Source organism: Nonomuraea sp. NPDC049784 (assembly GCF_040659615.1).
Taxonomy (GTDB): Bacteria; Actinomycetota; Actinomycetes; order Streptosporangiales; family Streptosporangiaceae; genus Nonomuraea.
The window spans coordinates 1-6,605 of record NZ_JBFAMX010000574.1 but is presented as its reverse complement, the minus strand read 5'-3'; the positions used below and the strand labels follow the sequence as shown (position 1 = coordinate 6,605).

General features: G+C 70.5%; 7 protein-coding genes. 4 read left to right on the top strand and 3 right to left on the bottom strand.

Going from position 1 to position 6,605, the window contains the following annotated elements; genetic code table 11:
* Window positions 1-42: 42 nt before the first annotated feature.
* The 3 genes from AB0J09_RS52275 to AB0J09_RS52265 are packed head-to-tail and all read right to left on the bottom strand — an operon-like array spanning window position 43 to window position 2,535.
* Entirely contained in the window at window positions 43-723 is a 681-nt protein-coding gene (locus tag AB0J09_RS52275; RefSeq protein WP_360709357.1) for a hypothetical protein, read from the bottom strand.
* Window positions 724-743: 20 nt separating this feature from the next.
* The gene (locus AB0J09_RS52270) at window positions 744-1,391 is read right to left on the bottom strand and encodes a response regulator transcription factor (protein WP_360709355.1); all 648 of its coding nucleotides are present in this window, start codon (window positions 1,389-1,391) and stop codon (window positions 744-746) included.
* 4 nt (window positions 1,392-1,395) lie between these two features.
* On the bottom strand, window positions 1,396-2,535 hold the full coding sequence (locus AB0J09_RS52265; RefSeq protein ID WP_360709351.1) for a histidine kinase: 1,140 nt from the start codon (window positions 2,533-2,535) through the stop codon (window positions 1,396-1,398).
* Between the two features lie 159 nt (window positions 2,536-2,694).
* Here AB0J09_RS52265 and AB0J09_RS52260 point away from each other — a divergent pair, with 159 nt between their 5' ends.
* The 4 genes from AB0J09_RS52260 to AB0J09_RS52245 form a co-directional block, all read left to right on the top strand.
* Window positions 2,695-3,408: an ATP-binding cassette domain-containing protein gene (locus AB0J09_RS52260; protein WP_360709348.1), complete on the top strand. Its 714-nt coding sequence runs from the start codon at window positions 2,695-2,697 to the stop codon at window positions 3,406-3,408.
* On the top strand, window positions 3,405-4,208 hold the full coding sequence (locus AB0J09_RS52255) for a hypothetical protein (RefSeq protein WP_360709345.1): 804 nt from the start codon (window positions 3,405-3,407) through the stop codon (window positions 4,206-4,208). The genes AB0J09_RS52260 and AB0J09_RS52255 overlap by 4 nt, the downstream gene beginning before the upstream one ends.
* Before the next feature lie 262 nt (window positions 4,209-4,470).
* Window positions 4,471-5,064 carry a hypothetical protein gene (locus tag AB0J09_RS52250; protein WP_360709342.1) on the top strand — a complete coding sequence of 198 codons (594 nt, stop codon included), beginning with the start codon at window positions 4,471-4,473 and terminating at the stop codon, window positions 5,062-5,064.
* Window positions 5,065-5,297: 233 nt separating this feature from the next.
* On the top strand, window positions 5,298-6,605 hold a 1,308-nt coding region (locus tag AB0J09_RS52245), incomplete at its 3' end, for a hypothetical protein (protein WP_360709339.1).

The following is a 6,605-nucleotide window of genomic DNA, read 5'->3' as shown; positions in this document are numbered from 1 at the left end:
GGTCAGCATCCGGAGCGGGGCGGTGGTCCCGGTTGTCGGTGGTCACGGGCGGGGCCTGTGCGCGGCGTCGTACGAGACGCGGATGCGCCCCTTCTTCGTCTTCACCGAGGCGATCGTAACGTGTGCCAGCTCCGCCAGGCTGCGTACGTGGGTGCCACCGCAGGGAGCGGCGTGCGCGTCCCCCAGCCGCACGATGCGCCGCCCTTCGCCGTCGTAGTCCGCGGTGACGGGCAGGTCGTCGGCCACCGCCGCCTCCACGTACTCGGCCAGCCGGGCGGCAGCCTTGTCCCGATCGTCCAGGGCGTCCTGCGGCGTGAACTCGATCCGCGCCTGACCGGGGAAGTGCACGCTGCCGGCCATCGTCCAGCCCTCGACGCGCCCGGCCGCCTCGACGAGGTGGCCCGCCGTGTGCAGGGCCGCGTGCAGCAGGCGCAGATCGGCGTCGATCCGGGTGTGGACGGCGTCGCCCACGGCCAGGTCGTCGAAGCCGCCCCGTACCACCACCAGCCCCGTAGCGGGATCGCGGACGGGAGCGGCCTCGCGCTCGCCGACCCAGCCGCGGTCGGCGGGCTGTCCGCCGCCCTGGGGGTGGAAGATGTTGCGCCGAACCGCGACCCACGCCGCGCCGTCGTCGTGCCGCCCCGCCGCCGTCACCTCCGTGGCGAGCTCCATGAGGTACGTGTCCTCGAGGTACGCAGCCAACTGACCGTTGTGTTGAACCATATGTTCATCATATCGAACGTTTAGAGCAGCCCCGCGTCGCGGACCTTCATGGCGACGTGCACCCGGTTGTCCGTCCCGAGCTTGGCGAAGATGCGGGTGATGTTGGCCTTCACGGTCGCCACGCTCACGGACAGGCTTTTCGCGATCTCCGCGTTGGAGCTGCCCCTGGCCAGCTCGATCGCGACCTCCCGCTCGCGTTCGGTGAGCCTGGCCAGCTCCCGCCGCGCCTCCGGCACCTCGGCCGCGTACCTGCCGGTGGCGGCCGCGATCACCTGCTGCGCCACGCTCGGCGACAGCACCGGTTCGCCCCTGGCCACGGTGCGGACGGCCTCGATCATCTTCGGCGGCGGCGTGTCCTTGAGCAGGAAGCCGGCGGCGCCGAGCTGGAGGGCGCGCAGCACCATGTCGTCGGCGTCGAACGTGGTGAGCACCAGGATGCGGGGCGGCGCCGCGCGGCCCAGCAGCAGTTCGATGGTGGTGAGGCCGTCCTGGTGGGGCATCCGGAGGTCCATGAGCACGACGTCGGGCCTGAGGTCGCGGATCACGGCCATGGCCTGCCTGCCGTCGCCGGCCTCGCCCACCAGGTCGAGGTCGGGCTCGCCGCCGAGGATGAGGCGCAGGCCGGTGCGCACCATGGGATCGTCGTCCACGATCACGACTTTGATCATGACCTCAAGCCTCCCACGGCAGCCGGGCGTCGAGGATGAAACGGCCGTTCGCGACGGAGTGGGTGATCGTGCCGCCCGCCATGCGGGTGCGTTCGGCCAGGCCGACCAGGCCCAGCCGGCCGCCGGGGCCAGCCGTCGCGCCGGACGGGGCGGGGTTGCTCACCCGGATGCGCAGCTCCTCGCCTGGACGCCCGCCCAGCTCGGCCCGGACGTGGCTGCCGGGCGCGTGCTTGCGCGCGTTGGTCAGCGCCTCCTGCACGATCCGGTACGCGTGCCGCCCCGTCTGCGTCGGCAGCAGTTCGCGCCCGTCGATGGCGTCGTCCACCTCCACCTGCTGCCCGGCCGCCCGTACCTCCTCGAACAGCGCGTCCAGGTGGGCCAGCGTCGGCTGCGGCGCCTCCATGCCGCCGTCGCGGCGGAGCGTGCCGAGGACGGCGCGCAGCTCGTTCAGCGACTGGTGGGCGTTCTCCTGGATCGCGAGGGCGGTCTCGCGGGTCTGGTCGGGGGACAGGTCCGTACGGTAGGCCAGGCCGCCGGCGAGCATCGCCAGCAGGGAGATCCGGTGCGCGAGGACGTCGTGCATCTCCTGAGCGATCTTGAGCCGTTCCGCCAGCTGGGCCTGCTCGACCCGCTGCCGGTGCGCGGCCTGCTCGGCCTCCCGCTGCATGGCGGCCAGATCGCGGCGCCCGCGCAGGTAGAGGCCCAGGATCGTCAGCCCGCCGAGCACGGCGGCCCCGACCACCCCGTAGGTGACGGTCAGCACGCCGGTGGCGGACCACAGGGTCGACCCGGCCACGCACAGCCAGAACACGACCCCGACCGGTACGCACTGGCGCCACGGCCGGTACATGGCCAGGGAGAGGTAGCAGACGAGGGCGGGACCCAGGGCCGTGAAGGAGTAGACGGTCAGCGCGGCGGTCGCCAGCGCGATCTGCCACGGCCATCGGCGCCGCCACCACATCAGGACGAGCCCGGCCATGCCGAGCGCCATGTCGGTCACCAACCCCATGACCGTGTCCTGGGTCATAGGGGCGCGCCCGGCGGCGAGCGTGATCAGCGCGGCGAAGAAGAACAGCAGAGGCAGGGCGGCGGCCAGGTAACGCAGCGCGATGCCCATCCTGTCGAGGGGTGACGGCTCTTGCACGACCTCAGCCTAGAGACCATCCGGGCGCCGCCTTAGCGACCTGGGTCGATCTCCGTACCGCCCTGGGTCTACATCGGAGGCGATGACGATAGCCCGGGCGCGCGCCTCGCTCGACCCAGGTCCGATGAGGCCGGGCCGCGTTTCCGGTGGACTGAGGTGGTGATCGAATTTCAGCGCGTCAGCAAGGCGTACAAAGGGGTGAAAGCGCTCGACGACGTGTCCTTCACCGTGCGGCCGGGCACCATCACCGGGTTTCTCGGGCCCAACGGGGCGGGCAAGTCCACCGCGCTGCGCATCTTGGCCGGGCTGTGCCGCCCGACCTCCGGTACGGCGACCGTGCTCGGGCGGCCGTACACCGAGTTGGACCGTCCGGGGTTCGACGTGGGCACGGTGCTGGACGCGGGGGCGCAGCATCCGGGCCGCACCGGGCGGGAGGTCCTCACTCTGGGCGCGATGCTGCTCGGCCTGCCGAAGTCGCGCGTGGGCGAGGTCCTGGAGCTGGTGGGCCTGACCGGCAAGGAGGGCAGGCGGGCCGTGGGCGGCTACTCGCTGGGCATGCGGCAGCGGCTCGGCATCGGCCACGCCCTCCTCGGCCGGCCCCGGGCGCTCATCCTCGACGAGCCCGCCAACGGCCTCGACCCCCAAGGGATCCAGTGGATGCGCGGGCTGCTGCGCGACCTGGCCGGGGCGGGATGTGCGGTGCTGCTCAGCTCCCACCTGCTGCACGAGGTGGAGCAGGTGGCGGACCACATCGTGATGATCGGGCGCGGCCGGGTGCTCGCGCAGGGCACGGCCGCCGAGCTGAGCCAGGGCCGCGGCCTCGAACAGACCTTCCTCGAACTGACCGCGAACGCCGACCGGAGCGCCTCATGACCGACACCGCCGCCAGACCCGACCCCACCGCCGCCAGGGGCGCCAACGTGCGTGCCGCCTCGGAAAGCGTCAGCCGCCGTTCCTTCATGACCCTGGTACGGGTCGAGACCCGCAAACTCTTCGACACCCGCAGCAGCAAGATCCTCACCGCGATCCTGGTCACCATCGGGCTCGGGTCCGTGGTCGCCCGCGGCCTCGTCTCGGGCCCTCACTTCTTCACTCTGGCCGGAACGGCCGGGATCGGGTTCGGAACCCTGCTTCCCGTCCTCGCCATCCTCACCATGACCGGCGAGTGGAGCCACCGCACCGCGCTGACCACGTTCACGCTCGAACCCAGGCGCGGCCGCGTGCTGGCGGCCAAGTGCGTGCCGCCGCTGGCCGCGGCCGTGGCGGCCTGCCTGCTCGCGATGCTGGTCGCGGCCCCGGTGACCGCCGTCGTCGCAGCCGCGCAGGGCGTGCCCGCCACCTGGCAGGTCGCGCCGCACACCGTCCTGGGGTGGGTCGCCGCGATGGTGATCCTGACCGCCGAGGGACTGGCCATGGGCCTGCTGCTGCTGAACGCGCCCGCCGCGATCGTGATCTACCTTGCGACCCCCATCTTGTGGAGCGCGGTTGGCCGGCTCGGCCGCGCGGGAGAGGTCCTGGCCGGCTGGCTCGACCTCAACAGCACCACCAACCCCTTGATGAACGGCGACATCTCGGGCGGCGACCTCGCCAGGCTGGCCACGTCGGCGCTGGCCTGGATCGGAATCCCCATGGCCGTAGGCGCTCTGCGCGTGTCCAGGAAGGACATCGGCTGAGGCACTTTACTCGCGAACGTAGATCTTTGTCCGATTCATGGGGTTTCGTTTGCCTTTGTCCGATACCTGCCCGTAGCGTAGTGAGCGTTGCCGGCGAGTGACCTGGACCTTACCCACGTGGAAGGTACCACTCGCCCGGGCTCTGGAATCCGATCCGCTGGACTCCGCAGCGCTCCACGTTGCGACTGTACGGCTCGATGCCCGGCTACGTGCCTCTACGAGCGTACTTGCCCCCGTTGTCGAACAAAGGACTAGTTTACCTATGCCCGCTCGCCTGCGCTCTTACGCCATGCTCACCGCCTCCGTGCTGACGGCCCTCGCCGTTGGTGCGCCCGCGGCGCACGCTGACGCCGACGCCGGCAGCACCACCCAGAAGGCCGTGACCACGCACAAGGCCGTGCTCAAGGGCTCGACCACCGCGTCGTACTTCTGGGACGACTCCTCCGGCCGCGCCGGCGACACCGGCCTGCCCGCCGCCGGCAAGCCCATGCAGAAGGGTCTGGTCGCCAGCCCGAGCTGGCCGCTCATGACCGAGGGTTACGTGATCTACAAGGGTAAGAAGATGCCCTTCTTCGTCGGCGACCGCGGTCCCGGTGAGCCCTCCGGCAGCGGCGTCATGCTCGACCTGGACGCCAAGACGTTCGCCGAGCTGACCGGCGGCAAGTTCAACCCCCACACCCTGGGCGTCGACGGTGTCGACGGCGAGGGCCACATCAAGGTGGACTACGTCGTCACCAAGTGGGGCCACGGCGTCGGCAAGAAGAACTACCCGGTCGCCTTCTCCACCGGCGCCTGGTCCGAGAGCGACGCCAACCCCGTCACCCAGCAGCTGTCGGTGAAGCTCCCCGCCAACTGAGCCCCCTCCGCAAAGGGCGCCCCTGACCAGGGGCGCCTTTTCGCATGCCGGAATGGTCGCGACGATCACGACTCCTGGGAGCCGCGCGGCTGCGAGTCCGGAACGGCGAGCTGATTTGTGACCGTGACGAGCCGCTCACCGGTCCTCCCTGTCGAGGGTCTCTGATTTCACTTTGCCGTCATCCGTATATGTCATGATCCACGGGTTCTCACGGATCTTGTGACAGGAGAAGGATGACTGCATTGGCGCGTCGCGCGCTGCGTGCCGCTCTCGCGGGCGGCCTGGCCGCCGCCGCGGCGATCTGGCCGGCGGGGGTTCCGGCGGAGGCGGCTGCGGCCGCCGCCGTCTCGGTGGACTTCACCAGGCCGGTACGTACGCTGTCCGCCGCCGACTACGGCATCGGCATCACCGGGTACGGCGACGGCTCGTACATCACGAACGACTCCAAGCATCGCGAGCGCCTGCGTACCCTGAAGGCGGGCCGGATGCGGATCGAGCTGCACTACCAGGAGCCGGGCAACCACGCCAGCCCGATCGTCTGCGGCGGGTACAAGTGCGACACGACCGTCTCGGGCGACGCCTGGATCACAGCCATCCGCGACCTGGGCGCCGAGCCGGTCATCATCCTCCAGGTGGACGGCCGCCAGAGCGCCGAGGTCAACCGCGACGACGCGGTCGCCCTCTACCAGCACTTCGCCGCCGCCGGCACGCCGGTGCGGCGGTTCATCCTCGGCAACGAGCTCAATTGCGCCTGCACCCCGGAAAAGCCGGAAATGTTGGCATCTGAGTACAGTCGGCGATTCAACATGATCACCGACGCGCTCGACGCGCAGGACCCGGCGGTGCGCATCGGCGGTCCCGCCACGGCCTGGAACGACCTTTCCTACATCAGGACGTTCCTGGAGGGATCGAAGGACCGCGTCGACTTCCTCGACTACCACGACTACGGCAACGGCTCCGACCCCGTCACCGACGAGGACCTGCTGGGATCCGTCATCCGGGGCTACGAGACGGACCTCAAGGAGGTGAGCGCCCTCGCCGAGTCCGTGCTCGGCCGCAAGATCGACATCCAGATCGGTGAGTTCAACTCCGACTTCGACGACCCCGACGGCCACCGTACATTGGCCCACTTCAACACCCTGTGGGGCGCGGCGGCGCTCGGCCAGATCCTGCACGCAGGGGCCGCCGCCTACCAGTACGGCGACAAGAACGGGCAGCTCGGCCTGACCAGCACGAACGGCGAGGGCGGCATCCAGCGCAGCGAACCACTGCCCATTTACCACGGCATCGGCATGTTCACCGGCGAGGGCCTGTTCAGGCCGTTCGGCACGACCATGGTGCAGGCGACGGCCGACAGCGACCTCCTGCACGTGTTCGCCTCCGACGCGGCCAAGAACGTCGTCCTCGTCAACGTCGGCACCGAGCCGCTGGACACCACGCTCACGTTCACCGGCCTGACGGCGGGCACGGCCGCGATCTGGCAGAGCACCGCCGACGCGTGGACGCCGCACCGCGCCGGCACGGTCACCGTCGCCGGCGGC